General features: G+C 73.3%; 23 protein-coding genes. 5 read left to right on the forward strand and 18 right to left on the reverse strand.

Annotated elements, in window-relative coordinates; all coding sequences use genetic code 11:
• On the forward strand, positions 1 to 2247 hold a 2247-nt coding region (locus G569_RS0119795; RefSeq protein ID WP_211233031.1), incomplete at its 5' end, for a DUF2339 domain-containing protein.
• Positions 2231 to 2974 (forward strand): LOG family protein, encoded by a 744-nt coding sequence (locus G569_RS49920; RefSeq protein ID WP_053226724.1) that lies wholly within the window; start codon positions 2231 to 2233, stop codon positions 2972 to 2974. The genes G569_RS0119795 and G569_RS49920, both read left to right, overlap by 17 nt.
• On the opposite strand, the gene G569_RS0119805 is transcribed toward G569_RS49920, so the two are convergent.
• The 4 genes from G569_RS0119805 to cysS all read right to left on the reverse strand — a co-directional run bounded on the left by G569_RS0119805 (position 2971) and on the right by cysS (position 6790).
• Positions 2971 to 3336 (reverse strand): hypothetical protein, encoded by a 366-nt coding sequence (locus tag G569_RS0119805; RefSeq protein ID WP_028064706.1) that lies wholly within the window; start codon positions 3334 to 3336, stop codon positions 2971 to 2973. The two genes, G569_RS49920 and G569_RS0119805, sit on opposite strands and share 4 nt — an antisense overlap.
• Positions 3337 to 3354: 18 nt before the next feature.
• Positions 3355 to 4005: an RNA polymerase sporulation sigma factor SigH gene (sigH, locus tag G569_RS0119810; RefSeq protein WP_028064707.1), complete on the reverse strand. Its 651-nt coding sequence runs from the start codon at positions 4003 to 4005 to the stop codon at positions 3355 to 3357.
• 138 nt (positions 4006 to 4143) lie between these two features.
• Positions 4144 to 4830: a 23S rRNA (guanosine(2251)-2'-O)-methyltransferase RlmB gene (rlmB, locus tag G569_RS49925; protein WP_037497805.1), complete on the reverse strand. Its 687-nt coding sequence runs from the start codon at positions 4828 to 4830 to the stop codon at positions 4144 to 4146.
• Between the two features lie 610 nt (positions 4831 to 5440).
• Entirely contained in the window at positions 5441 to 6790 is a 1350-nt protein-coding gene (cysS, locus tag G569_RS0119820; protein ID WP_037497812.1) for a cysteine--tRNA ligase, read from the reverse strand.
• 42 nt (positions 6791 to 6832) lie between these two features.
• Here cysS and G569_RS0119825 point away from each other — a divergent pair, with 42 nt between their 5' ends.
• Genes G569_RS0119825 through G569_RS49940 form a run of 3 tightly spaced genes read left to right on the forward strand, consistent with a single transcriptional unit; the run spans position 6833 to position 9179 of the window.
• Complete coding sequence (locus tag G569_RS0119825; protein WP_028064709.1) at positions 6833 to 8038, forward strand: alpha/beta fold hydrolase; 1206 nt, start codon at positions 6833 to 6835, stop codon at positions 8036 to 8038.
• Positions 8035 to 8709 carry a 1-acyl-sn-glycerol-3-phosphate acyltransferase gene (locus G569_RS49935; protein ID WP_053226686.1) on the forward strand — a complete coding sequence of 225 codons (675 nt, stop codon included), beginning with the start codon at positions 8035 to 8037 and terminating at the stop codon, positions 8707 to 8709. Before G569_RS0119825 ends, G569_RS49935 begins: the two co-directional genes overlap by 4 nt.
• Entirely contained in the window at positions 8706 to 9179 is a 474-nt protein-coding gene (locus G569_RS49940; protein ID WP_053226687.1) for an SRPBCC family protein, read from the forward strand. Before G569_RS49935 ends, G569_RS49940 begins: the two co-directional genes overlap by 4 nt.
• Here the strand turns inward: G569_RS49940 and G569_RS0119840 are convergent.
• The 14 genes from G569_RS0119840 to G569_RS0119905 all read right to left on the reverse strand — a co-directional run bounded on the left by G569_RS0119840 (position 9169) and on the right by G569_RS0119905 (position 26506).
• Entirely contained in the window at positions 9169 to 10095 is a 927-nt protein-coding gene (locus G569_RS0119840) for a hypothetical protein (RefSeq protein ID WP_053226688.1), read from the reverse strand. The two genes, G569_RS49940 and G569_RS0119840, sit on opposite strands and share 11 nt — an antisense overlap.
• A gap of 176 nt (positions 10096 to 10271) precedes the next feature.
• Positions 10272 to 11456: a VWA domain-containing protein gene (locus G569_RS0119845; protein ID WP_053226689.1), complete on the reverse strand. Its 1185-nt coding sequence runs from the start codon at positions 11454 to 11456 to the stop codon at positions 10272 to 10274.
• Positions 11398 to 13551, reverse strand: coding sequence for a DUF5682 family protein (locus G569_RS49945; protein ID WP_037497762.1), 2154 nt, complete (start codon positions 13549 to 13551; stop codon positions 11398 to 11400). Before G569_RS49945 ends, G569_RS0119845 begins: the two co-directional genes overlap by 59 nt.
• Entirely contained in the window at positions 13552 to 14634 is a 1083-nt protein-coding gene (locus G569_RS0119855) for an ATP-binding protein (protein ID WP_028064712.1), read from the reverse strand.
• The gene (locus tag G569_RS49950; RefSeq protein ID WP_053226690.1) at positions 14631 to 16097 is read right to left on the reverse strand and encodes a DUF5691 domain-containing protein; all 1467 of its coding nucleotides are present in this window, start codon (positions 16095 to 16097) and stop codon (positions 14631 to 14633) included. The genes G569_RS0119855 and G569_RS49950 overlap by 4 nt, the downstream gene beginning before the upstream one ends.
• 40 nt (positions 16098 to 16137) lie before the next feature.
• Positions 16138 to 16602: a GNAT family N-acetyltransferase gene (locus G569_RS0119865; RefSeq protein WP_028064713.1), complete on the reverse strand. Its 465-nt coding sequence runs from the start codon at positions 16600 to 16602 to the stop codon at positions 16138 to 16140.
• Complete coding sequence (locus G569_RS66025) at positions 16599 to 17891, reverse strand: SWIM zinc finger family protein (protein WP_037497764.1); 1293 nt, start codon at positions 17889 to 17891, stop codon at positions 16599 to 16601. Before G569_RS66025 ends, G569_RS0119865 begins: the two co-directional genes overlap by 4 nt.
• 31 nt (positions 17892 to 17922) lie before the next feature.
• Entirely contained in the window at positions 17923 to 18387 is a 465-nt protein-coding gene (ispF, locus tag G569_RS0119875) for a 2-C-methyl-D-erythritol 2,4-cyclodiphosphate synthase (protein ID WP_028064715.1), read from the reverse strand.
• On the reverse strand, positions 18387 to 19217 hold the full coding sequence (locus G569_RS0119880; RefSeq protein WP_028064716.1) for a histidinol-phosphatase: 831 nt from the start codon (positions 19215 to 19217) through the stop codon (positions 18387 to 18389). Before G569_RS0119880 ends, ispF begins: the two co-directional genes overlap by 1 nt.
• Before the next feature lie 15 nt (positions 19218 to 19232).
• Complete coding sequence (gene ispD / locus G569_RS0119885) at positions 19233 to 19886, reverse strand: 2-C-methyl-D-erythritol 4-phosphate cytidylyltransferase (protein ID WP_028064717.1); 654 nt, start codon at positions 19884 to 19886, stop codon at positions 19233 to 19235.
• Positions 19887 to 19909: 23 nt separating this feature from the next.
• Entirely contained in the window at positions 19910 to 20506 is a 597-nt protein-coding gene (locus tag G569_RS0119890; RefSeq protein WP_169542199.1) for a CarD family transcriptional regulator, read from the reverse strand.
• A gap of 29 nt (positions 20507 to 20535) precedes the next feature.
• A complete protein-coding gene (gene disA, locus G569_RS0119895; protein WP_028064719.1) occupies positions 20536 to 21648 on the reverse strand; it encodes a DNA integrity scanning diadenylate cyclase DisA in 1113 nt (370 codons plus the stop codon).
• 88 nt (positions 21649 to 21736) lie between these two features.
• Positions 21737 to 23086 carry a DNA repair protein RadA gene (radA, locus tag G569_RS0119900; RefSeq protein WP_028064720.1) on the reverse strand — a complete coding sequence of 450 codons (1350 nt, stop codon included), beginning with the start codon at positions 23084 to 23086 and terminating at the stop codon, positions 21737 to 21739.
• Between the two features lie 81 nt (positions 23087 to 23167).
• Positions 23168 to 26506, reverse strand: a complete 3339-nt coding sequence (locus tag G569_RS0119905; protein WP_028064721.1) for an ATP-binding protein — start codon at positions 26504 to 26506, stop codon at positions 23168 to 23170.
• Positions 26507 to 26698 lie beyond the last annotated feature (192 nt).

Consider the following 26698-nt stretch of genomic DNA (forward strand, 5'->3'; position numbering starts at 1 on the left):
GACGCGATGGGCGGGCGCGGCGACGCGATGGGCGGGCGCGGCGACGCGATGGGCGGGCGCGATGACGCGGCGTCTCGCGGCGGCACCACGGCGCGCCGTGGCAGCGACGCGGCGCGCGGAGACGTGGCGCGGCGCGGCGGCGACGCGACGGCTCGCGGCGGCACCACGACGCGCGGCGGCGACGCGACGGCTCGCGGCGGCACCACGACGCGCGGCGACGGCGCGTCCTATCCCCCGCCGCGCCGGGCGGCGCGGCCCTCGCTGGGCGTCCCGCCCGTCGTGTTCGCCCCGCCCGTGGCGGAGGCGCGGGCGGTGCCGAAGCCGCTGTCGCAGCAGCCGAAGCGCGACCTCGAGGACTTCGTCGGCGGCAGCGTCCTCGCGTGGCTCGGGGGCATCGCGGTGCTCGCGGGGCTCGCGTTCCTGTTGACGATCGCGATCTCGAGCGGGTGGATCGGCGAGGGCGCGCGGACGGCGCTCGCGGGCGTGCTGTCGGCCGCGCTGCTCGCCGCCGGCGTGTGGCTGCGCGAGCACAAGGAGAAGACCGAGGCGTCGCTCGCCGCTGCTGCCGTCGGCATCGCGGGGCTGTTCGGCACGCTGGTGGTCGCCGGGCCCGTCTATCACCTGATCCCCACCCCGCTCGCGTTCGCGGGCGCGTTCGCGACCGGCGCCGCGGCGACCGTGCTGGCGATCCGCTGGCGTGCGCAGGTGATGGGGTGGCTGGGGCTGCTCGGCGCGCTGTGGGCGCCGACGGCGCTCGGCGCGTTCGACGGCGGCGGCATGACCTTCCTGGCGATCGCGTTCGCGGCCACGATCCCCGTCCTCATCCATGAGCGGTGGACCACGCTCGGCGCCTTCGCCTACCTCACGACGACGATGCAGTGGGTCACCTACGTCGCGTTCGACACCTCGTCGCTTCCGTCCCTGATCGTCTTCGGCACGCTGAGCGCCGCCTACGCGCTCGGCGTGGAGGCCAACCGCCGTGGCATCACGCCCGTCGAGATCGGCCCGGAGGCGCGCACGTCCATCCACCCGATCGCGGTATCGGTCCTCGGTCTCAACGCACTGATCCTCGCGGCCACCGGCTGGAGCGCGCTCGCCGACGGCGAGACGTGGCTCGTCTGCCTCGCGATCACCCACATCGCGCTCGGCGTCGGCCTCACCCACGACCGCCGGATCTCGCGCGAGCTCGCGCTGACCGTCCTCTCGATCGGCGTGATCATCGCGAACATCGCCTTCGCGTCGATCGCGACCGGCCTCCCGCTGGTGCTCGGCTGGGCCGTCTCGGCACTGCCGTTCGCGGCGATCCTCGGCGCCCGCTCGGACGCCCCGACCCACTTCACGAAGCTGGTCGACGGCATCCTCGGCCGCCCCGACGACGAAGCCGCCCGCCGCGCCGACCGCATCCTCGCGATCGCCGGCATGTTCGGCCAGATCGCTCTCGCCGGCTTCCAGAGCCTCGCGTTCAACGCCCCCGTCGACCAGCTCAACGGCCCGCTGACCGACAGCACCGCCCTGGCCGCGACCGGCGCGATCGCCGTCGCCGCCTGGGCCTGCGCACGCCTCATCAACGACCAGCTGCGCCCGTGGCTGGACACGCTCGCGCTGGCCGCGGTCGCCCAGTTCACCGGCCTCGCGCTCGAAGGCGCCGCGCTCGCCGCCGCGCTGGCGGCGCAGGCGCTCGGCCTCGCGAGCCTCGCCCGCCGCACGAACGACCAGTACGCGGCCTGGGCCGCCGTCGGCTTCGCCGCGCTCAGCATGTTCCACACGCTCGGCACCCTCGCGACCCCCGACGCGCTCCTGAACGGCCTCGACCAGCCGCTCGCCGCGGCCGGCGCGCTGGCCGCCGTCGCCGCCGCGCTCTACGGCCTCGGCCGGACGCCGCTGCCGATCCCCGACTCGCGCCGCTGGCTCGAGACCGCCGCCGCGGTCACCCTGCTCTACCTCGCGAGCGTCGAGGTCGTGACGCTCGCCGGCCCGGAGCACACCGGCCAGACGCTGCTCAGCGTGCTGTGGGCGCTCGTCGGCGTCGGCGCGCTCGTCCGCGGCCTGCTGACCGACGACCGCGAGCTGCGCCAGGCCGCGCTGCTCTTCCTCGGGGTCACGATCGGGAAGGTGTTCCTGTACGACATGGCGTCGCTGGACTCGCTGTATCGGGTGGGCTCGCTGATCGGTCTCGGGCTGCTGCTCCTGACCGGCGCGTTCGCGTGGCAGCAGGTCCGGGGGACCTACAGTGGGAGAGTTGACTGAACCGCCTCGACAGCCACGGCCCGCGACCTCCGACGACGAGGAGCTGCTCGAGGCCGAGACGACCGCGATCCTCTCCGAGTACTCGGACGCGCAGCGCCTGTTGCGCATCCAGGACGAGCTCCGGGCGGGGTTCCGTGCGCTCTCGCACGTGGGCAAGGCGGTCTCGATCTTCGGCTCCGCCCGCACGCCGCGCGACCATCCCCGCTACGAGGCCGCGCGGCGCCTCGCCCGCGAGCTCGGCGAGGACGGCTACGCGATCGTCACCGGCGGCGGGCCCGGGATCATGGAGGCGGCCAACCGCGGGGCGCGCGAGGCCGGCGCGATCAGCGTCGGCCTCGGCATCGAGCTCCCGCACGAGCAGTCCCTCAACGAGTACGTGGACGTCGGCGTGACGTTCCATTACTTCTTCACGCGCAAGGTGATGTTCGTCCGCTACGCGAGCGGGTTCGTGGTCTTCCCGGGCGGGTTCGGGACGCTCGACGAGGCGTTCGAGGCCGCCACCCTGCGCCAGACGGAGAAGATCCGCTACTTCCCGATCGTGCTGTTCGACAGCGAGTACTGGGGCGGGTTGTCCAGCTGGCTGGAGAACACCGTGCAGCGGGACGGGAACATCGTCGAGGACGACGTCCGCTCGCTGGTCGTCACGGACTCCTTCGCCGATGTGGCGGCCGAGCTCGACGCCGTCGAGCACCGCCGCCCGCGCAAGCTGCCGCCGAAGGCCGCTTAGGCCGCCGGGACCCAGTCGCCGTCGCGGCGGCCGAGGACGACCCGGTGGTGGTCGCCGCCCGCACTGACGTCGAAGACCGCCTGGTCTTCGTCGGTGCCGGGCTTGTCGACCACCTCGACCAGGGTGAGCTCCTCGGGCTCGGCGCCGAAGCGCTCGACGCTGACGCGGCGCGCGGCGGCCTCGAGAACGGTGCGGTCCCAGCCGCGATCGGCCGCCGCGGCGGCCGCGAGATCCTGCTCGACGCGCGACAGCGCGCGCTCGAACGCGGGGCGTGAGCGCGCGAGTTGGCGGTTGCGGGCGTAGATGCCGCCGACGATCAGGACGGCGAACACGACCAGGACGATGATGAGCCAGAGGGGCATGAGCCCAGTATGAGCGGTCTAGTTCAGAACGGCCCGCGACTGCAGGTGCGCGCCGACCTTGCGCTTCACGCGCTGCAGGGCATTGTCCACGGTCTTGCAGTCGCAGCCGAGCTTCTCGCCGATCGACGTATAGGAGTAGCCGTCGAGGTAGAGGCTCAGGACGCGCGACTCGAGGTCGGAGAGCACCGTCGACAGGCACGCGACGAGCGAGCGCAACTCCTCGGAGGAGATGACTTGGTTGACCGGATCATGGACCATCGAGCCGGGCAGCATCTCGTCGAGGCTCGGCTCGGAGTCCGATGAACCCGCCGGCGTCGCGCTGAAGGAGACGTAGCCGTTGAGCGGCGTGTGCTTGTTGCGTGTCGCGGTCTTGACCGCGGTGATGATCTGGCGCGTGATGCAGAGCTCGGCGAAGTTGCGGAAGGAGCTCTCACGGTCGGGGCGGAAGTCGCGGATCGCCTTGTAGAGGCCGACCAGGCCTTCCTGGATCAGATCCTCGCTGTCGCCACCGACCAGGAAGTACGACGACGCCTTCAAGCGCACGAACGACGCGTACCGCCGGACAAGGCGGTCATACGCGTCATGACTGCCCTGCCGGGCCAGCGCGAGAAGATAGCCGTCATCAAGCTGAAGTTGAGCTTGAGACTTGGTTGGTGAGAGTCTAGCCACGAGCGCATGCCCTTCTCAGCCCATTCCCAGGGCTGAATCGCTTGTGGCGCACACCTCCCGCGGCGCCCAGATGACCGAGAGCTTGAGGGTTCATCGCTTACCCTCAAGCTCACGTTTATGTGCGCGAGGTTGGCACGCTTATGTCGAGGTGTCAAGCCTCTGCTGCAACATCTCGTACAGAAGAACCGCCGCGGTCGCGCTCACGTTGAGCGAGTCGACCTTGCCGAGCAGCGGCAACGAGATGAGGTCGTCGCACATCGATGCGACGCGTGTGCGAAGCCCTTTTCCTTCCGCCCCGAGCACCGCGACGACCCCGCCGGTGTAGTCCGGCTGGTCGTAACGGGTCGTGGCGTCGGCCGCCGCTCCGTAGACCCAGCAGCCCTTCTCCTTGGCCTCGGCGAGGAAGTCGGCGAGGTTCTTCACACGGGCGATCGCGACGTGCTCGACCGCCCCCGCGGACGCCTTGCAGACCGCGGGCGTGACCTCGGCGCTGCGGCGTTCGGGGATGATCACCGCGGTCGCGCCGGCGGCCTCCGCCGTCCGGCAGACCGCGCCGAGGTTCTGCGGGTCGGTGATCTCGTCGAGCGCGACGAACAGCGGCGCCTCGGTCGCGAGCAGCTCGGCGGCGTCGGCGTACGGGTACGGGTCCACGAGCGCGGCGACGCCCTGGTGCGCGTCGGTCTCCGCGCGCTCCTCGATCTCCTCCGCGGTCGCCGCGGTGACCTTGTGCGGCGCCCAGTCCTCCGGATGCGTCGCCCAGATCCGGTGGACCTTGCGCTTGCCCCGCAACGCCTCGCGGACCGGGTTGCGCCCGTAGATGACCATGCGACGAGACGTGACGGCGCCCTCGGGCGCCGCGGGAGCGAAGTCGCCCGGCGCGCGCGGCGCGGGCTTGGACGGGCCGCGCCCGGGCGCGGGCTCGCCGCCGAACGCGGGACCGCCGCCACCGCGCGGCGCGCCACCACGACCGCCGCCTCCCGGGCCACCGGGGCCGCGCCCGCCGGCGCCGCCCGGCCCGCGCCCGCCGTAACCGCCGGCGCCGCGCCCACCGGCGCCGCTACCCGAACCGCCCGAGCCGCCGGCGCCGCGCCCACCGGCGCCGCTGCCGGACCCACCGGAACCGCCCGGGCCGCCGGACCCGCGCCCGCCGGCGCCGCGGCCTCCGGTACCGCCCGGCCCGCCGGCCCCACGGCCACCGGAACCGCCCGGCCCGCGTCCGCCGGCGCCGGAACTCGACCCGCCCGCGCGGCCACCGGAACCGCCACGGCCGCCGCCGCCCGACCCGCCGGCGCCGCCTCGGGCACCCTTGCCGGCTCCGCCCGGCCGGCCGGCCGATTGGCGCCCCGGTCCGCGCGAGCCGCCGCTACGTCCGCCCTTGCCACTCACGACGCCACCCCCGGAATGCCTGAAACCGTACGGTCAGGGGCCGCGCCCCTCATGACGACGGGACGAGCTCAGGCCCGTCAGGTCCGTCGCGCACTTCCCAGCCCATCGCGCGCAGCTCGTCGCGCAGGCGGTCGGCCTCGGCCCAGTTCTTCTCCTGCCGCGCCCGCTCGCGCGCCTCGGCCAACGCCACGGCCTCGGCCGGCGCGCCTTCGTCCGCCGCGAGCAGCGTCTCGAGCCCGAGCACGGAGAGCATCTCGACCAGGTGCGCGTCACCCACCGGCTCCGACGAGCGGTTCGCCTCGCGGATCCAGCCGTACAGCGACGCCAGGGCCTCCGCCGTATTGAAGTCGTTGCGCAGCGCCGCGAAGAACGCGTCGCGCTGCGGCTCCAACGCCGCCGGGGACGGCCCGTGGACCAGCCGCCGGCCCGCCTCGCGGATCCGCCCCACCGACGCCTTCGCGCTCTCCAGCGCGTTGTCGGAGAACTCCAGCGGCTGGCGGTAGTGGCCGGTCGACATGAACAGGACGAGCACCTCTGGCCCGACGTCGTCGAGCACCTGGCCCAGCCCGCGGATGTTGCCGACGGACTTGGCCATCTTCTCCTTGTCGAGCTCGAGCATCCCGTTGTGCATCCAGATCCGCGCGAGCGGCTCGCCGCGCGCCGCGAACGTCTGCGCGGCCTCGTTCTCGTGGTGCGGGAAGACGAGGTCGACGCCGCCGCCGTGGATGTCGAACGAGACGCCCAGGAGCGCCTCCGCCATCGCCGAGCACTCGATGTGCCAGCCCGGCCGCCCGCGGCCCCACGGCGCGTCCCAGGAGGTGTCCTCGCCCTCCTTCCACGCCTTCCAGAGCGCGAAGTCGAGCGGGTCCTCCTTCAGATCCGCGCCCTCGACACCCTCGCCCTGGTCCATCTGGTCGAGGTCGCGCCGCGACAGCTCGCCGTAGCCCTCGACCCCGCGCACGCGGAAGTAGACGTCGCCCTGCACGGCGTAGGCGGCGTCGCGCTCCAGCAACTCGGCGATCAGCGCGACGATCTGGCCGACGTACTCGGTCGCCAGCGGCTCCGCGTCAGGACGCCCGAGGCCGATCCGGTCGGTGTCCTTGCGGTACCACGCCGTCATCTCCTCGGCGAGCTCCGCCGACGGCTTGCCCACCTTGCGCGCGGCGTCGTAGATCTTGTCGTTGATGTCGGTGATGTTCCCGACGAGCTTCACCCCGTAGCCCTCGTGGACGAGGAACCGCTTGAGCTGGCTGAACACGATGAACGGCCGTGCATTGCCGACGTGCACGCGGGCGTAGACCGTCGGCCCGCAGGCGTAGATCCCCACGTTGGCCGGGTCGCGTGGCGAAAACGGCTGCAGGGAGCGGGTTCGGGTGTCGTAGAGCGTGACGTCGGGCACGCAACGGAGCGTATCCACCGAGCGGACGGGTAGTGTCCCTCGATGTCCGCCCTCCAGGCACGCGTCACGGAGGCGTTCCGTCAGCTGCCGTCCCGCTACCTCGGTGCGGAGCCCGGCTTCGACGCGACCTACCACGTGCGGCTGGGCGACATCGGGCGCAGCTGGGAGGTCCGCTGCACGACGCTCGGCGCCCGCGTGCGCGCCGGGGCGAGCCGCCGCGAGCCCGACGTCGTGATCGGCACCGACGCCGCCACCTGGCTGGCCTTGCGCGAGGGCGAGGTCTCCGGCGTCGAGGCGTTCTCCCAGCGCCGGCTCTACGCGCGCGGGGACCTCGACCTCGCCGTCGGCTTCGAAGGCCTCTTCCGCCTGCCGTCCGGTCGCCCGCCGCTGCTGCGCATCCACAACGTCCCGGTCGGCAAGCTGCGGATCAGCACGCTCACGATGGGCCAAGGCCCCGACCTGCTGCTCCTGCACGGCCTCGGCGCGACCAAGGCGAGCTTCTTCGACACCGCCGCCGCGCTCAGCCGCCGCTACCGGGTCCACGCGATCGACCTGCCGGGGTTCGGCGGCTCCTCCAAGCCCGCCACCGCGCCATACGGCGCCCGCTACTTCGCCAACGCGGTCGTGGGGACCATGGACGCGCTGGGCATCGCCCGCGCCCACCTGGTCGGCAACAGCATGGGCGGGCGGGTGGCGATCGAGGTCGGGCTCCAGCGGCCGGACCGCGTCGGCGGGATCGCCCTGCTGAGCCCCGCGGTCGCCTTCGTGCGCCGCGACTGGCACTGGCTCGTGCGCTTCGCCCGCCCGGAGCTCGGGATGCTCCCCCACTCGCTCGGCCGCCACCGGATCCAGCAGACGTTCTGGGCCCTGTTCGCCGACCGCGACCTCGTCGACCCGGTCGTGGCCGATGTCGTCGCGGACGAGTTCGAGCGCATCTATCGCTCGCCGGGCGCGCGGTTGGCGTTCATCGCCTCCGCCCGCGCGATCTACCTCGAGAGCCCGGGCAGCTTCTACCCGCGCCTGGCGACCCTCCAGCCACCCGCCTTGTTCGTCTGGGCCTCGCATGACCGGCTGATCCCGGAGGGGTTCCGCCACCACGTCGAGCGCTGGTTGCCGAGTGCCGAGCAGGTGGTGCTGGAGGGCTGCGGCCACGTCCCGCAGGTGGAGCGCCCGGAACGCACGAACGGCCTGCTGGAGCGGTTCTTCGCGCGCGTCGACCCGCTGGCGGGAGCGCTGGCGGTCGCATGAGTTCCCTCGGCGAGCGCGACCCCGACCACATCCGCGCGGCGCTGCCACGCCTGTGGCTGCAGTCGAGCCTCTGGCACCGCGCCGAGGTGCGCGGGCTCGGCAACGTGCCCGAGGACGGCCCGGTGCTGCTGGTCGGCAACCACTCCGGCGGCGCCGCGACGCCCGATACGACCGTCTTCGCCCTCGCCTTCAGCACCTACTTCGGCGTCGAGCGGCTCTTCCACCAGCTCGCCGACGTGCCGTCGCTGCGCAGGTTCGGCTCGCTCGCGCCGACCTTGGCGAACGCCCGCCGCGCGCTCGACTCCGGCGCCGCCGTGCTCGCCTACCCGGGCGGGGAGCGCGAGGCGCGCCGCCCGTCCTGGCAGCGCCACCGCGTCGACCTCGGCCAGCACACCGACTTCATCCGCATCGCGATCGAGCGCGACGTGCCGCTCGTGCCAGTTGTCGCGGTCGGCGGGCAGGAGACCGCGATGTTCCTCGGGCGCGGGCCCGCGCTGCCACTGCTGCTGCCGCCGCTCCCGGCGAAGATCACGATCGACGTGGTGTCGCCGATCCACCCGCTCGAGGAGTTCGGCGGCGACCTCGACGCGGTCTACGAGCACCTCGAGCGGCTGATGCAGGAGACCCTCGACGCGCTCGCTTCCGAGCGTCGCTTCCCGGTGCTCGGGTGAGGGTCGCCGAGCACGTCGATGTCACCGCGCCGCCCGGCATCGTCTGGGAGCAGGTGTCAGACCCCGCGCGGGTGCTGGACTTCTTCGCCGGCGTGACGCGCTGGGAGTCCGTGGGCGGGCCGCGGACAGGGCTCGGCGCGCGCTACCGGACGCTGATGCGGGTCGGCTCGGCCGAGGTCGGCGGCCTGATCGAGGTGGTCGAGTTCGACGCCGAGCGCGACCTCGCCTGGCATTCGGTGACGGGGATCGACCAGCGCGGGCGCTGGCGGGTGCGTCGTGAGCGGGGCGCGACGCGGGTGGAGCTGCGGCTCGAGTTCTCCGCGCCCGGCCTCTGGGGCTGGCTGGCCGCGCGGGCCGCGGCGCCGATCGTGCGCGGGAACCTCCGCCGCACACTCGCCCAGCTCGAGCGGGCCGTCGAGCATGAGCGGGTGCGGGCCGAGGTCGCGGGGCGCCGCGCGGCTACGACCTGACGAGCGTCTCGCGGGCGTCGTCCCAGCGGTATGGCACCTCGTGGCCCTGCAGGTGGACGCCGCCGATCCAGCGGTCGATGCCATACGCGCCGACATAGTCGAGCTCGCCCGCGAGCACGCGCTCGCGGGCGGTCGCGTCCTCGAGCAGCGGGGCCAGCCGGTCGAGCGTCTTGAACGCGATCGTGTCGCCCATGAAGGGGCGCGCCTCCTTGCGCCATGCGCGCTGGAAGAGCTGCTCGCGGGTCCCGGGCGCGGCCGCCAGCAGGCGGCGCTCGCTGAGGCTCAGTCCGTCGCGGGTGGACGGGTACTCCTGGGCCAGGCGGGCCAGCGCCTCGCGCATGAAGCGCAGCTCGCTCGACGGTCCGAGCTCGAGGAGCTGCATCGGGTCCGCGCTCGTCAGCGCTGCATACGCGCGGGCGCCGTAGTCGATCGCCGCGTGGCTGAGCTCGACCTGTGGCAGCGCTGCGAGCTGCTCCGGCTGGAGCTCGCCGAGGCCGCCGAAGTGGGCGATGCCGACGTGCTCGCCGATCTGGCGGAGCGCGACGTCGCGGCCGTGGAGGCGGGCGAGGATCTCCGCGATCTGCAGCTGGTCGTACAGGTCGGCCTCGAACCACAGGACGATGTCACCGTGGTGGCGCTCGAGCGCGGCGTCGCGCCGATGCCACTCTTCGACGTCCGCCTCCATCGCCTGCGCGCGCAGGTCGGGCCGGCCGGGCAGGACCGGTCCCTCGTGCAGCGCGTCGCGCCATGCCAGGGCGTCGATCCCGAGCTGCGCGAGCGTCATGACGGTGCTGTCGCCGTTGGTGACGTGCAGCGTGCCGTGTCGGAGCAGGTGTGCTCGCGCGGTCGTGTAGCTCTCGCCCGTGCGGGCCATGCGCTCGCGGACGCGGCGCTTGAAGTCGGCTTGGCTGGTCATCGTCGGTCCTCCGCACCCGGTCACGGTCTCCCCCAGCGCAGCCGCTTCCCGGCGCGTCTCGTCACGACGATGCCTCCCACCCGAGAGGTCGCTGCCTCCCTTTGCCTCCGCGGGCGGCGAGGCTGGGGCTCGCCGGATGGAGGTTCGGCGCGAGGGGCCGCCGTCGACCACGAATCCTACGCCACGGAGATGCCTTGGTCAGCCGCCCACGCGCCCACGTCGCGGCCTTCGAGCGCGGCGGCGAGCATGTCGGGGAAGGCGTCGGGGGTGCAGGCGAAGACGGGCGCGCCGAGCGAGGCGACCTCGGCCGCGAGCTGGTGGTCGTAGCCGGGCGCGCCGTCGTCGGCGAGCGCGAGCAGGACGATCAGGCGGACGCCGGAGCGGAGCAGGCTCGCGGCGCGGCGGAGCATCGAGTCCTGGTCGCCGCCCTCGTAGAGGTCGGTGATCAGGATCAGGACGGTCTTCTGCGGGTGGGTGACGAGGGTCTGGCAGTAGCCGAGCGCCTGGTCGATGTCGGTCCCGCCGCCGAGCTGGATGCCGAAGAGGACGTCGACGGGATCGCTCAGCTCGTCGGTCAGGTCGACGATGCTCGTGTCGAACGCGATCACGCGGGTCTGCAGCGTGGGCAGGCTCGCCAGCGACGCGCCCAGCACGCCGGCGTGGACGACGCTCGCGGCCATGCTCCCGCTCTGGTCGAGGCAGAGGATCAGCTCCGCCGCCAGCGAGCGCCGCCTGCGGCCGTGGCCGACGAGCCGCTCCGGGATCACGGTCCGGTGCTCGGGCTGGTAGTGGCGCAGGTTGGCGCGGATCGTGCGGTCCCAGTCGATCTCCTGGTGGCGCGGTCGTGACGTGCGCGTGCTGCGGTCGAGCGCGCCGCGGGCGGCCGCGCGGGTGCGGTCCGAGAGCCGGCGCTCGATGTCGCGCACGACCTGGCCGACGACGGTGCGAGCGATCTGCCGGCTGGCCTCGGGCAGCGCGTCGCGCAGGCTCATCAGCGTCGCCGCGAGGTGCACGTCGGGGGTGACGTTCTCGAGCACCTCGGGCTCGAGCAGCAGCCGGTGGATCCCGAGCCGGTCGATCGCGTCCTGCTGCACGACCGCGACGACGCCGCTCGGGAAGTGCGCCCGCAACTCCCCCAGCCAGCGCGCCACCACCGGCGCCGACTTCCCCAGCCCGCCCTCTCGCTCGCCGTACACCGCGGCCAGCGCCGAGTCCACCGCCCGGTCCTCCGCCCCGAGCTCCTGCTCTGTTCCGTCGGCCTCGTCACCACCCAGCACGAGGCGCCATCTTCTGAGCCGTTCCTCAGCCACCGAGCAGCCTCGAGACGGCTTGGAGAGCGGGTTTGGCGAGCTCCGCGTCATAATCGTCAAACTTAAACGCGGCCTGCTCCCTTTTAGGTGCGCTTAAGGTTTCGCCGAGGCGGCGGCGCTCGGTTGCCGGGACCGCGGAGAAGGCGCGGCGCAGGAGCGGGAGGACGTTGGTGAAGGCGTCCGGAGGGACGGTCGAGATCCAGTCGTCGATCGTGGCGAGCAGCTCTGGGTCGTGGACGAGGATCAGGCCGGAGGTGCCGATGAAGCCTTCGACCCAGCTCGCGCCGCGTTCGGGGTCCTCGCCCGGGCTGAGCGCGCGGGACATGTGTTTCGCCGGCTCGAGCTCGCCCGCGTCGTGCAGGAGGCGGGTGGCGCGGCCCGCGAGGGTGCCCGGGAGGCGGTCGGCGTCGCTCACGCGCCGGAGCGCCTCACGCCACGCGCGGGTCAGCTCCTCGTCCTGGAGCAGCGCGAGCGCGGCGTTGACGTCGTCGACGGCTTTGGCCAGCTGTGCGCCCGTCTGCTCGTCGGCACCGGCGCCCGCGCCGGGAAGGCCGATCGCCACCCGCAGGACGATCCCCCGCAGCACCTGCGCGACCGCGCTCGTGTCGGAGCCGCGGACGTCGCCGTAGCGCAGGATGCCCGCCAGCGGCGGGACGGCGGTCATCAGGTCGGCGGTGTCACGGTCGAGGGCCGCGCGGTCGGCGAGGGCGTGCAGCACGGTCTCCAGGGCATCGGGGAGATCGGCGAGGAGGACCCTGTCAGCGAGCGTGGCCAGCGCGCCGACGCTCTCCTCGGTGCCGGCGCGCGCCTTGGCCTTGGCCGTCGCGGCGGCGTCGACCGCGGTCCCCCACCGGCCCGCATGGATCAGCTCGAGCGCGAGCTCCGGGTACCACTCGAGCCGGAACCCCTCCTTGAACGTCCCCTGGCCGCGGGTGGCGGTCGGTGTGCCCCACGGGACGTCGAGCAGGTTCAGGCGGTGCAGGAGCCGCGAGCGCTCCCGGTCGATCTCCCGCCGCAGGTCCAGCGTGACCTCCTTGACCTGGGCCTCGGCCTTCAACCGCAGGCGCCGCTGGAGGCGGGCGACGTCCTGCTGGAGCGGGACCATCGGCGTGTCCTCGGGGACCTCGCCGAGGCGATGACCGACGACCAGCTCGGCGCGCACGAGCGCGAGCGGCACGTCGCTGCCGTGGCACAGGACGGCGCGGGTGGCATCGAGCAGCTCGTCGAGACCGGCGAGCGGACGGTCGCGGATGCCGGCGAGTGACATCGCGAGGCGGGCGGCGTCCACGACCTGGGCGGCGGACGCGTCGAGCCCTTCGGCTCTGAGCAGCTGCGCGGCACGGCTCAGCCAGCGGGCGATCGGGTCGTCGGCCTCGTCGAAGAGCTGGTCGTACCAGGCGGGTGAGTCGACGCCCGCGCCGTAGCCGGAGGCGCGCGCGAGCAGCTGATAGGTCCACGGGACCCAGGTCGTGGCGATCTTGACCTTGGGCAGGCCTTTCAGGGTTCTCTGGTCGGGCGCGGCGGGACCGAGGTCGGTCAGCGCGGGGGCGTGCCAGGCGCCGCAGATCACCGCCACGTTCTCGGAGACCTTGTTGGCGGCGCGGATCGTCTGGCGCATGAACGCCTCGCGGCGCTCCTCCGACGGGTCGTGCTCGGGGAAGGCCTCTCTGAGCGCGCCCATGGCCTCCGTGACGGCCTCGAACGCGTCGTCCTCGCGGCGGGACTCGACGACGTCCTCCCACCAGCGCTCGGGGTCGCCGTGGCCGGCCACCTCGGCGAGCGCCTTCAACGGGTCCGCCCGCAGCCCTCGAGTCGGCGGGTCGTCGTGGTGAGCCATCTTGTTCGCCGCGGGGAGGTCCATGAAGCGGACCGGGATCTCGCGGTCGAGCGCGTGGCGGATCGCCCGCCACTCGGGCGAGAAGCGGGCGAACGGGTAGAACGCGGCGCGGGCGGGCTCGTCGGGCACGTAGGTGAGCAACGCGACGGGCGGCTCCATGTCCTCACGCGACGCCAGTTCGAGGAGGGCGTCGGCCTCGGGCGGACCCTCGATCAGGACGGTGTCGGGCCGGAGGGCGTCCAGCGCGCGTTCGAGGCTGCGGGCCGACCCGGGTCCGTGGTGGCGGATCCCGAAGACGGTGTGGGTCATCTAGAGCGCTCGGCAGGCCCGGTAGAGCGCGCCCCAGCCGTCGCGCTCGCGCACGACCGCCTCCAGGTACTCCTGCCAGATCAGCTTGTCCTGCACCGGGTCCTGGACGACCGCGCCGGTCAGGCCGCCGGCGAGGTCCTCGGGGCTGAGGCTGCCGTCACCGAAGTGGGTGGCGAGCGCGAGGCCGTTGGTCACGACGCTGATCGCCTCAGCCGTGCTCAGCGTGCCCGACGGCGACTTGAGCTTCGTCCGCCCGTCCTCGGTGACGCCGGACCGCAGCTCGCGGAAGATCGTCACCACGCGGCGGATCTCCTCGAGCGCGCTCGTCGCGGGCGGCAGTTCGAGCGTGGCGCCGACCGCGTCGAGCCGCAGCTTGACGATCTCGACCTCCTCCTCGGCGCTGTCGGGGAGCGGGAGCACGACCGTGTTGAAGCGGCGGCGCATGGCCGAGGAGAGCTCGTTGACGCCGCGATCGCGGTCGTTGGCGGTCGCGATCACGTTGAAGCCCTGCACCGCCTGGACCTCGTCGTCGAGCTCGGGGATCGGCAGCGACTTCTCCGACAGGATCGTGATCAGCGCGTCCTGCACGTCGGACGGGATGCGGGTGAGCTCCTCCACCCGCGCGAGCTTGCCCGTCTCCATCGCGCGGAAGACCGGGCCGGGCACGAGTGCGTTCTTCGAGGGTCCCTCGGCGAGCAGGCGGGCGTAGTTCCAGCCGTAGCGCAGCGCCTCCTCCGGCGTGCCCGCCGTGCCCTGGACGACCAGCGTGCTGTCGCCGGAGATCGCGGCGCTCAGGTGCTCGCTCATCCACGTCTTCGCCGTGCCGGGCACGCCGAGCAGGAGCAGCGCGCGGTCGGTGGCGAGCGTCGCCACCGCGAGCTCGACGAGCCGCCGCTTGCCCACGTACTTCGGCGTGATCGTGACGCCGTCGGCCTCGCCCCCGAGCAGGTAGGTCGTCACCGCCCACGGCGAGAGCCGCCACTGCGGCGGCCTGGTGCGGTCGTCGGCGCGTTCGAGCGCATCGAGCTCCTGCGCGTAGAGCTGCTCGGCGTGCGGGCGGAGGAGTGGCGTCTCGGCGGTCACGACAGCTCGCGCAGCATGGCAGCCCGGGCGGAGACGATGTCGCACAGTCGCCGGACGTCCCGCCCGGGCACCTCCCGAAGCTGCTCCTCGGCCTCCTCCGCGAGCGCCGGGTCCATCCGCTCCCCGGCGAACGACACGTCCTGCCCGTAGTCGAGCGCACCCCGGTGGGCCTTGAGCGCGGCGAGCAGCGCACGCGTGAGCGTCTCGCCCCACGGCCCGGGCACCGCCGTGGCGGCCACCTCTGGGAACTCCGCTTCCGCCGCCCGTCGCTGCGCCTCCGCGTGCGGGAGCGCGGCGAGCAGCGCCGGGTCGGGCATCACCGCCCACAACGCCCGCGCCCACTCCGCGTCACCCTGCGCGACCGCCGCGTCCCGCCAGGCGCCGTGCACGACCCCGGCGAGGTCGTCGGCCACGTCGAGGCGGACGAGGTCGGCGGGTGACGCGGGCGCGGTCGCGGCGTGGGTGAGCGGCGCGGGAGGCGACGTGCCGGCGCGCGGCGAGGGCGCGTGGGCGCCGGGCGGCGGCGACTCCGCGCCCGTCCACGTCGCGAGGGGCGTTGCGGCCAGCAGGGCGTGGAGGCGTTCGGAGCGGCGGCCCGTCGTGGGGACGCCGTCGCGTTTGGCGGCGTCGTCGGGGTCGCCGGGCAGGGTGGCGAGGAGGCGCCCGTCCTCCACGCGGAGGAGCGGCGCGGAGCGGGCGGCCATGCGGGCGGCGAAGCGCGAGCGCGGGAGGGCGGTGAGCAGCGTCGCGGCCTCCTCCCGGACGGGCTTGCGGCGGTCGTCGAGGGCGAGTTCGAGGAGCGGCTCGTCGGCGTCGGTCAGGCCGATCGCGAACGTCGCGAGGAACGCGGCGCGGTCCTCCCACGTCTCGTCGGCGAACGTGCGCTCCAACAGCTCGCGGGCGCCGGCCGGGTCGGTGCCGCGCAGGCGTTCGAGGAGCGTGCGCCGCTCGTCGGTCCCACCCTCGCTCCACACCGCGTCGACGTCCTCGCTCGCCCCGCGGACGAACGCCCACTCCGGGTGGCGCTCGGCCAGCCACGCTCCGAGCGGCCCCGCCGCCTCGGCCACGGCGGCGTGCAACTCGGGCGCCTCCACGACGTACTCGAGCAACGCGGGCACGAGCTCCGGCGGCGGTCGCAGACCCCGAGCGGCGGCGAGCGCCAGCCACTCGCCGAGCAGCAGCGGGTAGAGGCCTTCGAGCCGTTGGCGCAGCGCTCCGCCGGGCGCGATCGGCCGCGGGTCGAGCTCCGCCGGCGCAGCGGCCTCGCCGCCGGCGCGCGCAACGGCGCCCGCGCGCCGCGCGACGGTCCACGCCGCCGCCGCGCCGAGCAGCCGGTCCTCCACCCCGCGCTCCCCGAGGAGCGCCTCAAGCCCTGCCGGCGACCCTTCCGGCACGCTCGCCGACACCGGCCGCCGGTCCGTGCCGATGAGGGCCGCGGCGACGAGGTCGTCCCACCCGCTCACGCGCGCTCCTCGAACGAGGTGAGTCGGGACACACCCGGCGTCACAGCTCGGCCCTCAGGCGGATCTCTTCGAGGCCCGTCCCCTCGTCGGTCCGCGCGGCGCCGTCCGGGGTGAAGCCGAACTTCGCGTAGAACGCGCGGGCCGGGTGGTTGTCGGTGAAGACCCAGAGCGTGGCGTGGACGGCGTGCGCGCGCAGCTCGTCGAGGCCCGCGGTGAGCAGCGCGGTGCCGAGGCCGCCGTGCCGGCGTTCGGGCAGGACGTAGAGGCTCGCGACCTCGCTGGGCACGACGACCCGACAGTACCCCGCGATCCCGAGCTCCTCGACCACGAACGTGTGGTCGCCGTTCCCGAGCCGCGTCGCCCACCGCTCACGACGCGCGTCGACGTCGATCGCGTCGAGCACGGCGTCGGGCACGAGGTCGCGGTAGGCGATCTGCCACGAACGCGCCCACACACGCGCGATCCCACCGGCGTCCTCGACGCGGGCGCGCCGGACGACGGTCACAGCGCGACCGTCCGCGCGCCGTCGCCCGCTGCCAGCGGGGTGAGTGTCGCGCCGTCCCACAGCCCGAACAACGACACCGGGCGGCCGCCGGAGACCGCCAGCAGCCGCCAGCGGGCTCCCGGGGAGCCGCCGAGTGGCAGCGCGCCGTCGGGGGCGCGGACGGTCCAGGCGCCGCCGTCGCGGCCGTCCGGGACGGCCGAGCGCAACACGACCGGCCATTCCTCGAGCCACGGGTTCGCCGCGATCGCCGCGGCGGCCGCGCGCAGCGCGTCGCCCGCCCCGCCCACGCCGAACGCCCCCGGCGCAACCGCCGGCTCGCCCGACTCGGCCACCAGGGCGCGCAGCGGGGTCGCGCTCGGGTGGAAGGCCAGCGCCGCGTCCATCGCCATGCCCGGGGCGGGCCGCGGCGCCAACGGCACCCCCAAGGGCGCGAAGTCCAACAGCAACGCGGGACGGCCGGTCTCGAGCCCCCACAGCCACGTGCGCTGCACGCGCAGGCGCTCCTGCTCGATCACCACCCGCGCCAGCACGATCCAGCGGTCGGTCACCCGCGGGCCCGCCAACACGTCCTCGCGGCCGACATTCCAGCCCAGGAGCGCGCGGACGTCGTCGCGCACCGCCGCGTCCGAGCGCGTGTGCGCCTCGCACAGCAGGTGCAGGAGCCCGAGACCGCTCAACAATCGCTCCGGCCAGCCGTCCGGCCGCCCCGCGGCGACACCGCCGAGGGACCGCAGCCGCGACGCCGCCCCCGGCGCCTGGGCGTCGACCAACCTCGCCGCGAAAGCGTCCCACTCGTCCCAGGCGTGCAGCCGCCCCGCGCCGAGCCCGCCGCGGACGGCGTCGCGCAGCCAGACGCGCAGGTCCTCGACGCCGGCGGCAACCCGCGCCTCGCGTTCCGCCGCCCGCCGGGCCGCGGCCTCGGGATCGCGCGGCGGCTCACCAGCCACGCGCGCGGGCCGGGCCGCACGCGAGTCGAGCCACTCCACCACCCACGCGGGCGGCTCGCCGGCGTCCACCTCCCCGCCCGCCCGCAACAACATCAGCGCCAGCGCGTGCTTGCACGGGAACTTCCGCGACGGGCACGAGCACTTGAACGCCGGCCCGGACACGTCGACCTGCGTCTGGTACGGCTTGGCGCCGGAGCCCTTGCAGAGCCCCCACAGCGCCCGCTCGTCGTAGCCGGTCGACGACCACGGCCCGGGCCGGGCGAGCTTGCGCGCCGCCGTCACCGACGCCGCGTCGGGCGCGAGCCCTTCGACCGTCTCCGCGGACCAGTCCACGACCGCCATCGTGCCCCGAACCTAAAGGGGTCAGGCCCCTTTAGGTTTGCTCGAGCGTGGCGACGGCCATCGCGGCCACGCCCTCCTCGCGGCCGACGAAGCCCATCCGCTCGCCCGTCGTGGCCTTGACGTGCACGGAGGCGCCGACAGCCGAGCCCAGCCGCTCCATGATCGCGTCGCGGAACGGGGCGAGCTTCGGCCGCTCGAGCATCACGGTGGCGTCGACGTGCTCGACGCGCCACCCCGCGTCCCCCACGCGCCTGACGACCTCGCGAAGCAGCTCGATCGAGTCCGCGCCGGCGAACGCCGGGTCGGTGTCCGGGAAGTGGGTGCCGATGTCGCCCAGCGACGCCGCCCCGAGGATCGCGTCGGTGATCGCGTGGGCGAGGACGTCGGCGTCGGAGTGCCCGTCGAGCCCGCGCTCGTGCGGGATCTCGACGCCGCCCAGGATCAACGGCCGCCCGGAGGCGAACCGGTGCGAGTCGATCCCGAGCCCGGTCCGCATCAGCCGAGCGGCTCCATCCGCCGCACCCGCTTCTCGAACACGGCGATCTCCGAGACGCCGCACTCCTCCAGCAGCTTGACCGCCTGCTCGTAGCCGTAGGCGAGGTGCTCCGGCCGGTGCGCGTCCGAGGACAGGGCGATCGGGACGCCCGCGTCGACCGCCATCTCGAGCATCGCCCGTGCGGGGTAGATCTCGCCGACCGGCTTGCGCAGCCCCGCGGTCGAGACCTCCATCGCCACGCCCGCGTCGAGCATCGCCTCGATCGCGGGCTCGTAGTAGAACCGCGGGTCCTTGCTCGGCAGAGGCCGCGCGGAGCCCCAGATCTTGACCAGGTCGGGGTGGGTGATGACGTCGAACATGCCCGTCAACGCGGACTCGGCGATCGCCTCGAAGTAGCGCTTCCAGACCCGCTCGGCGTTCGTCTCGTGGCGCCAGATGTCGGTCTCGTCGTCGAAGTCGACGGCGAACTCGCCGAGAAAGTGCACGGAGCCGAGCACGTAGTCCCACTCGTGGCCTTCGAGCAGGTTCGCCATCCGGTCCTCGGTGCCGCGGATGTAGTCGGCCTCGATCCCGAGCCGCAGGTCGGTCTCCTCGCGTACGAAGCCGACGTAGCGGTCGAGGTCGTCGACCGCGCTCTGGCGCCAGAACGGGTGCTGCCAGACGTCCAGCGCGGCGGTGAAGCGGTGGATGTGCTCGGAGACGCCGAGCTCGGTCACGCCCCGCTCGGTCGCGGTCTCGCGGTAGGTGTCGGCGTTGCCGGGAACGAAGTAGTCGGCGGCGAAGGTGCCCGGGTCGTCCGGACGCAGGTGCACGTGGTAATCGGTGAGCATGTGGCGCTCAGCAGGCTAGCTGCGGGCGCGGATCAGCAATTCGGCCACCTGGAGATCGTGCGGGGTCGTGACCTTGAAGTTCGCCGGCGAGGACTCGACGACGCGCACCGTGCCGCCCGCGCGCTCGACCAGCGAGGCGTCGTCGGTGGCCGCCGCCAACAGCGACGCATCGACGTTCAGCGCCGCTTCGAGAGCGCTCCGCCGGAACGCCTGCGGCGTCTGGATCGCCCACAGCTTCGAGCGGTCCAACGTGGCGACGACCGCACCGGCGTCGTCCGCCTCCTTGATCGTGTCCACGACCCGCGCCGCGGCGATCGCGCAGTCCGCCTCCGCGAGCGCGTCGAGCACGGCGCGGAAGACGTCGGGCGAGACCAGCGGGCGAGCCGCGTCGTGCACCACGACGTCGCCGGGCCCGGCGACCGCCAGCGCGGCGCGCACCGACTCCGACCGCGTGTCTCCGCCACGCACGCCGACACACCCATCCGGAGCGTCGACACCGTCGGGCAGCGCCACGACGACCTCGGACACTCCCGCCGCGCGCAGCGCGTCCAGCGACCACTCGAGCATCGGCCGGCCGGCGAGCTCGACGAAGGCCTTGGGAGTCGAGTGTCCGAGCCGCGAGCCACTGCCCGCGGCGACGAGAAGGGCTACGGGCCCCGACGCACCCATTCGCTGTGTCGGGGCCGGATTCGTCAGTCCGCCGCGGCGCCCGCAGCGGCGAGCTGCTCGGCGGAGCGCAGGAGGATCTCGTCGAGGTAGGCCTCTGCCTCTTCCTCGGTCTTCTCCAGGGCGTACATCATCTCCGAGGCCAGGATCTTCTTGGCCCGCGTGTACATCTGCTTCTCGCCCGTGGACAGACCCTTGTCCTGCTCGCGCACGGCGAGATTGCGGACGACCTCGGCGAGCTCGTAGATGTCGCCGGTCTTGATCTTGTCCCGGTTGTGCTTGAAGCGCCGGTTCCAGTTCTTCGGCATCTCAGAAACGTCGTCGGCAAGAACGGCCAGGACCTTCTTGACGGTGTCCTCGTCGATCACGCGACGAAGACCGGCCTTGCCGGCGTTCGCGCACGGGACCATGACGGTCATGTCGTTGTGGAGGATCTTGATCGTGAGGTACTCACGTACCTCGCCGAGGATGTTCTTCTCTTCCTTCTTGACGACCTGGCCGGCCCCATGATGGGGATAGACCACGTTGTCGCCGATCTCGAAATCGATATTGACGATTTCGCGCTCGATCTCGAGATCTTCGATCTCCAGGGCTGTCTCGGGAATCGTGTCCTCCTTCGTCATGGCCCGGTTGCCGGGCCGTACTACGTGGTTCACGTTTGCAAGTACCGGTCCACGAGGTTGATCTCCTGCAGTCGGCGAAGGCCCTCGCGGATGTCCTTCGCCCGGATCTCACCGACGCCCTCGACCGACTCCAGCTCCGGGTCGGTCGCGGCCAGGATCTCGTCGAGCCCACGGAACTCGCGAACGATGTTCTGCACCACCAGCTTCGGGAGCCGGGGAATCCGGCCCAGGATGCGGTAGCCGCGGGGTGAGACGGGATAGTCCAGCGTGTTCACCTTGCGGTCGTAGCCGAGCAGCTCGGCGAGCCGACCGAAATCCAGCAGGTCCTGGTGCGGAAGTCTTGAGATGCCGTCGAGCGCCACGGCGAAGGCGTCGTCGACGGGGTCGGCGAGATAGTCGTGCAGCAGGGCGGCCTTGTCGCCCGCGACGCCGACCATCGTCTCCTCGAGCTGCATCTCGATCAGCCGGCCCTCGGTGCCGAGCTCGACGATGTAGCGCTCGATCTCGACGGCCATGCGGGTCACGAGCTCGGCGCGCTGCAATACGGTCAGCACGTCATGAAGCGTCACGCCGCCCTCGAATTCAAGGGCGGTCAGACGGGTCGAGACCTGGTCGAGACGGGTGCGGTACTTGTCCAGCGTCGCGAGGGCCTGATTGGCCTTGGCGAGGACCGCGGGGATCTCTTCGAGGATGTACTTCGCGCCGTCGACGTAAAGCGACACGACGTCGCGCCGCTGGGACACGGCGATGACCAGCGCGTCGGTCTGCTTGGAGATCCGCTCGGCGGTGCGGTGGCGCGTGCCCGTCTCCGACGTGAGGATCGTTGGGTCGGGCATCAACTGCACGTTGCACCACGCGATCTTCGTCGCGTTGGCGTTCAGCGCGATCGCGCCGTCCATCTTCGCGAGCTGGTAGACCAGCGCCGGCGTGTAGTCGATGTCGAGCCGGATGCCGCCGGAGAACAGGAACGCGAGCTCGTCCGGGTCGCCGATCACGATCAGGCCGCCGGTGCGGGCGTGGACGATGTTGTCGATCCCCTCGCGCACCGCGGTGCCGGGGGCGACCATCTCCAATGCCTTTACAAGCCGAGGCTCCTGCCGCGCTTCGAGCTCATTGAGCTCTTCCCCTGATCGCGGCTGCATCACGTAGAGATTCTAGCAGTTGCTTAAGCGCCATTTAGCACAGCTTTTCCCTGGTCTAGAGCCAAAAACTGTCCTTGACGAAACCGTTTCAGGCTGCTACACGGGAAGTCTGTGCACCGAGCGCGGCGCGGACGGCGGCGCGCAAAGTGGGCGTCTCTGGACCGGGTGCGAGGACATGTCCGAGTCCGAACTTATGCGCTTCAGCGAGCCGCCGGTCCGGGTGGCCCACGGAGCGCAGCTCGCCGGTCAGGCCGACCTCCCCGAAGCACGCCAGCGGGGTCGCTTCGGTGCCCATCGTCACGCCGCGCACGGCGCTCGCGATCGCCAGCGCGACCGCGAGGTCGGCGCCCGGCTCGTCCACCCGCACGCCGCCGGCGACGTTGACGAAGACATCGGCGGTTCCCGCGCCTATTCCCGCGTGACGGCCGAGCACGGCGAGGATCAGCGCGAGCCGGTTGCGGTCGACGCCGTTGACCACCCGCCGCGGCGGCACGAGCTCTGAAGGCGACACGAGCGCCTGCACCTCGACCAGCAGCGGCCGTGATCCTTCCATCGCGGCCAGGACGACGCTGCCCGGCGCGCGCGTGGCCTCCGACACGAACCGCGCCGACGCGTCCTGCACCTCGACCAGGCCGCCGGAGCGCATCTCGAACACGCCCACGTCGTTGGTCGACCCGAACCGGTTCTTCAGCGCCCGCAGGGTCCGGTACGTGCGCTCCCGCTCGCCCTCGAACTGCAGCACGCAGTCGACGAGGTGCTCGAGCACCCGCGGGCCCGCCAACGCGCCCTCCTTGGTGACGTGGCCGACGAGCAGCACCGCGATCCCGCGCGCCTTGGCCAGCCGCGTGATCCGGTCGGCGACCTCGCGCACCTGCCCGACCGACCCCGCGGCGCCGCTCAAGTCGCTCGCATGCAGCGTCTGCACCGAGTCGATCACGCACACCTCGGGCCGCTCGGCCTCCAGCGTGGCCAGCACCGTGTCGAGGTCGGTCTCGGCCAGCACCGGCACCTGCAGCGCCGCGCCCGGCAGCCGCTCCGCCCGCAGCCGGATCTGCGCCGCCGACTCCTCCCCGCTCACGTAGAGCGTCTTGCGCCCCGCGCCCTCGAGATTGCCCAGCGCCATCGAGGTCAGCGTCGACTTGCCGATGCCGGGCGAGCCGCCGATCAGCACGAGCGAGCCCGGCACCACGCCACCGCCGAGGATCCGGTCCAGCTCCCCGATCCCGGTCGAGAGCCGCGTGTGGCGCTCCGCCGCCACGTCGGCCAGCCGCAGCGGCTTCGCGACCGCCCGCGCCGGCGACGAGCCGCGCGCGGCGACCTTCCCGCGGGTCTCCTCCTGGAGCGTGTTCCACTCCCCGCAGCCGGGGCACTGGCCCATCCAGCGCGGCGTCTCCGCGGCGCAGGAGGAACAGACGAAGACGGAGGACGAGCGGGCCATGTATCCGACAGTAGGTGCGAACCCGGACGGGTTCACCCCCGGGCACGTGAACATAAAGGGGCCAGGCCCCTTTATGTTTCGCTACACGGGCAGGGGGACGAGGCGGCGGGCGCGCTCGGCGAGCACGACCATCCCGAGCGCGTCGGCGACCACGATCGCGTCGGCCAGCATCTCGCGCGCCCGCTCGACGTCCCCCGGCGCGCGTCGGGCGAGCAGGAGCTCCGCCCACGACACCTCCGTGCGGGCGAACATCGGCTTGGCGCCCATCTTGGCGTGCATCAGCTGCGCCTGGGCGTAGTGGCGCTCGGCCAGCTCGTCCTTGCCGCGGGTCGCCGCGAGCAGGCCCAGGAGCCGCGACGCGTTGCCGTAGTTGGTCGCGTTGCGGCCCACGACGACGTTGTTGCCCGCGTAGGGCTCGAGCAGGTTGTAGAGCTCCTCCGCGCGGCCGGCGTCGGCCAGCGCGCCGCAGACCTCGGCCATCAGCGTGATCGCGATCAGCCAGTTGGCGTCGCGCGGGAACGCGGCGAAGCCGCCCTCGGCGGCTTGCTCGAACTCCGCGCGCGCCTCGTCGGGCCGCCCGAGCTCGACCAGCAGCAGCGCCAGTGCGCCCCGCCACGCGGGGATCGCTGGATAGAGCTCGATGAAGCCGCGCACCGCGCCCTCGACCTCGGCCAGGCGCCCCTGCTCGCGGCGGATGTTGAACATCGTCTGGGCGTAGTAGTGCAGGGCGTTCTCGGCCTGCCCGCGCTGGCCGATCGCCAGCGTCTCCTGCGCCAGCCGCTCGGCCTCGTCGAGGTGGCCGGCCAACAAGGCCCGGGCGCCGCGGAACAGCGACGTCCACCACAGCCACACGGGCCGGTGGAGCGCCTCGGCGAGCTTCGACGCGGCGGCGATCTGGATGTCGACGCCGTCGATGTCGCCGAGCTCCATCAGGTCGATGATCGTCCAGCCCGCGCCCTGGAGCTCGAGCTCCGGGTCGCCGGTCTCCTCGGCGACCCGCCGCAGCTCGGCCGCGACCTCCAGCCGCTCCTCGACGTTCTCCGGCAGCCAGAGCGCGTAGTGGCGGGCGTCGAGACACGTGGCCAGAGTCCGCAGGTCGCCGGTGCGCCGCGCGATCGCCACCGCCTCGTCGGAGAGCGAGAGCCGCAGCTCCGGCTCCCCGGCGTAGTAGAGCTCGAGCGACATCCGCGCCAGCAGCCGGGCGCGCAGCGGCGAGTCGTCCTCCGGCAGCACCTCGAGCGCCTCGTCGAGCAGCGCGACCCGGCCCGGATCCGAGCGCGAGAGCGCCGACCACGGCCCGGCCACGCCGAGCGCCGCGCGCGTGGTCAGCACCGCGTCGCCGAGCTGGCGCGCCGTGCGGATCGCGGCCTGGAACGTCGCCCGCGCCTCCTCCTCCAAGCCCGCCCGGTCCTCGGACGCGCCCAGCGCGAGCAGCAGCTCGGCCCGCACGTGATCGTCGACCGCGCCCGCCAGCTCGCGCGCCCGCAGGGCCGCCCGGTAATGCTGCGCCGCCTCCTCCCACGCCAGCATCCGGTCCGCCCGGCGCGCGGCGGCCAGCGCGAAGTCGATCGCGCGGTCGGGGCGCTCGACGGGCGCCGCCTGGGCGAAGTGGTGGGCGAGCATCGCCAGGTGCGGGTCGAGGTCGCCGCCGCGCAGGCGCACGAGCGTCTCGCCCACGCGTCCGTGCAGCCGCGCACGCCGCAATTGACTGATCTGCTCGTACAACGTCGCCCGCACGAGGGCGTGGGTGAACGCGTAGCGCCCGACGTGCCCCGCCTCGCGCAGGACCCGCGCCTCGACGCCTTCCTCGAGCGCCTCGACCAGCTCGTCGCCGGCCTGGGAGACGACCGAAGCAAGCACGTCATAGTCGAACTCGCGCCCGATCACCGACGCCACGAGCAGCACCGCGCGCGTCGGCTCACTCAGCCTCCGGAGCCGCCGCGCGGTGACCTCGCGCACGCCGTCCGGCACGCCCGCCTCCTCGAGCGTCACCTCCTCGGTCAGCGCGCCCGCGGTGTCGCGGATGTGGCGCACGACCTCCTCGATGAAGAACGGGTTGCCCTCCGTCTCGCCGGCGAGCGCGTGGACGAACGCCTCGGTCGCGGGGGCCGACGCCAGCTCGGCCACGAGCTCGCCGACCTCGTTCTCGGCCAGCCCGGTCAGCTCCAGGCGCCGCAGCGTGCCCTCGCGGCGCAGGTCGCCGACCAGCTCGTGGAGCGGGTGGCGGTCGGTGACCTCGCTCTCGCGGTAGGTGCCGACGAACAGCACCCGCCGCGGGGCGGGGGATCGGACCAGGTGGCGCAGCAGCTGCAGCGTGGGGCGGTCGGCCCAGTGCAGGTCGTCGAAGACGAGCATCACCGGCACCTCGGCGCCGACCTCGCCGATCAGCGCCGCGACGGCGTCGAAGAACCGGTAGCGCTGCGCGTCGGCCTCCGGGCCGGTGATCGCGCCGGGGGTCTGGTGGTCCGCCGGCGGCGGGCCGAACTCCGGCAGCAGGATCGAGAGCTCCGCCGCGCGCGGGCCGAGGCGCTCGCGCAGCGAGTCCAGCGGCGCGCCGGCCGACCACCCGCGCAGCATCTCGACCACGGGCTGGTAGGGCGTCAGCGTCTCCTCGTCGAAGCGCCCGTAGAGCACGACCGCACCCTCGCCGTGCGCGTGCTCGGCCAGCTCGGCGGCGGTGCGCGTCTTGCCGATGCCCGCGTCGCCGGTGAGCAGGACGAGCGCGCGCTGGCCCTCGTTCGCCTCCCGCCAGCAGCGGTCGAGGTACGCGAGCTCGACGCCGCGACCGACGAGCGCATGCCGGTCCACGGCGGCGGCGAGCGGCGCCGGCCAGGACGCGGCCTCCAGCGGCATGCCGCCCGACGGGACGACCCGCAGGTTGCGGTGCACGGGGGGCGGCTCGCCGCGCAGCACGCGCTCGAAGACCGTCATCGCCGCCGGCCCCGGGGTCGTGCCGAGCTCCTCGCGCAGCAGCGAGCGCAGCTCCTCGAAGGCGCGCAATGCCTCGGCGGGGTTGCCCGCGGCCTCGTGGACCTCCATCAGCAGCCGGTGGGCGGACTCGCGGAAGGGCGCCGCGGCGATCGCCGCCCGCGCGGCCTGCTCGGCCGCCCCGAGTTCGCGCCCGCCCTGTCGCAACCCCGCCTCGGCGAGGGTCTCGAGCGCGCGCAGCCGGATCGTCTCCAGCTCGCGCCGCTGCTCGGCCGCCCAGCCGCCCTCGGCGTCGGGCAGGAACGTCTGCAGGTCGGTGGAGAGCGCCTCGCGGGCGCGCTCGGCGGCGAGCGTGTGATCGCCCGACTCCATCGCGGCCTCGGCCTCGAGGATCGCCGCCGCGGAGGCCTCGATGTCCACCCGCGCCGTCTCCAGGTGCAGGCGCAGCTCGCCGCGCCCGGTGAGGACGCCGTCGCCCAGCGCGCGACGCAATTTGGACAGGAGCGCACTAAGTGCCGAGTCGGCCGCGGCCGGTGGGCCCTCGGGCCAGAGCACGTCGATGAGTTCGTCGCGTGGACATCCCCGTGTACGGTTCAGCACCAGGTAGGCGAACAGCAGGCGGCCCTGCCGCCCTGGCAATCCCGCATCCAACCGACGCCCGGAAACGTCGACCATGACCGGGCC

This window comes from Solirubrobacter soli DSM 22325 (assembly GCF_000423665.1).
GTDB classification, from domain to species: domain Bacteria; phylum Actinomycetota; class Thermoleophilia; order Solirubrobacterales; family Solirubrobacteraceae; genus Solirubrobacter; species Solirubrobacter soli.

Excerpts from the sequence above, each read along its gene's own strand:
- G569_RS0119805 (WP_028064706.1), bottom strand. The coding sequence starts at position 3,336 with ATGCCCCTCTGGCTCATCATCGTCCTGGTCGTGTTCGCCGTCCTGATC.
- G569_RS0119880 (WP_028064716.1), bottom strand. The coding sequence starts at position 19,217 with ATGCTCACCGATTACCACGTGCACCTGCGTCCGGACGACCCGGGCACC.
- ispF (WP_028064715.1), bottom strand. The coding sequence starts at position 18,387 with ATGCGGACCGGGCTCGGGATCGACTCGCACCGGTTCGCCTCCGGGCGG.
- radA (WP_028064720.1), bottom strand. The coding sequence starts at position 23,086 with ATGGCCCGCTCGTCCTCCGTCTTCGTCTGTTCCTCCTGCGCCGCGGAG.
- G569_RS49935 (WP_053226686.1), top strand. The coding sequence starts at position 8,035 with ATGAGTTCCCTCGGCGAGCGCGACCCCGACCACATCCGCGCGGCGCTG.
- G569_RS0119890 (WP_169542199.1), bottom strand. The coding sequence starts at position 20,506 with ATGACGAAGGAGGACACGATTCCCGAGACAGCCCTGGAGATCGAAGAT.
- G569_RS0119825 (WP_028064709.1), top strand. The coding sequence starts at position 6,833 with ATGTCCGCCCTCCAGGCACGCGTCACGGAGGCGTTCCGTCAGCTGCCG.
- rlmB (WP_037497805.1), bottom strand. The coding sequence starts at position 4,830 with ATGGTCATCTACGGGCGCAACCCGGTCCGCGAGGCGTTGCGGGGCAAG.
- disA (WP_028064719.1), bottom strand. The coding sequence starts at position 21,648 with ATGCAGCCGCGATCAGGGGAAGAGCTCAATGAGCTCGAAGCGCGGCAG.
- ispD (WP_028064717.1), bottom strand. The coding sequence starts at position 19,886 with ATGGGTGCGTCGGGGCCCGTAGCCCTTCTCGTCGCCGCGGGCAGTGGC.
- G569_RS0119845 (WP_053226689.1), bottom strand. The coding sequence starts at position 11,456 with ATGACGCGGAGCTCGCCAAACCCGCTCTCCAAGCCGTCTCGAGGCTGC.
- G569_RS66025 (WP_037497764.1), bottom strand. The coding sequence starts at position 17,891 with ATGGCGGTCGTGGACTGGTCCGCGGAGACGGTCGAAGGGCTCGCGCCC.
- G569_RS49945 (WP_037497762.1), bottom strand. The coding sequence starts at position 13,551 with ATGACCCACACCGTCTTCGGGATCCGCCACCACGGACCCGGGTCGGCC.
- G569_RS0119840 (WP_053226688.1), bottom strand. The coding sequence starts at position 10,095 with ATGACCAGCCAAGCCGACTTCAAGCGCCGCGTCCGCGAGCGCATGGCC.